This is a genomic window from Macrococcus equipercicus, from assembly GCF_004359525.2.
GTDB classification, from domain to species: Bacteria; Bacillota; Bacilli; order Staphylococcales; family Staphylococcaceae; genus Macrococcus; species Macrococcus equipercicus.
The window spans coordinates 1-362 of sequence record NZ_SCWC02000039.1; the positions used below are offsets into that span (position 1 = coordinate 1).

Sequence of the window (362 nt, forward strand, 5' to 3'; positions counted from 1 at the left end):
TTAACGTCTGACATATTGTATTCAGTTTTGAATGTTCATCATTCAAATGGGCCTATAGCTCAGCTGGTTAGAGCGCACGCCTGATAAGCGTGAGGTCGATGGTTCGAGTCCATTTAGGCCCACCATTAATAGTTAAATATATTCCAGAATATTGGGGGCTTAGCTCAGCTGGGAGAGCGCCTGCTTTGCACGCAGGAGGTCAGCGGTTCGATCCCGCTAGTCTCCACCATTAAATTTGTACCTTGAAAACTAGATAAGCAATGAAGAAGAAAAAGATTTTACCAAGCAATACCGAGTGAGTTCATTTTTTGAATTCTTAGAAATCGCGCGTCTGCATTTATGCAGACATCACATTATTAATA

At 41.7% G+C, this 362-nt stretch carries 2 tRNA genes; both read left to right on the plus strand.

Annotation, left to right across the window (positions count from 1 at the left end):
- The first annotated feature begins 48 nt into the window (after positions 1 to 48).
- Positions 49 to 125, plus strand: a tRNA-Ile gene (locus tag ERX35_RS11340).
- A gap of 28 nt (positions 126 to 153) precedes the next feature.
- A tRNA-Ala gene (locus ERX35_RS11345) sits at positions 154 to 229 on the plus strand.
- Positions 230 to 362: the final 133 nt, after the last annotated feature.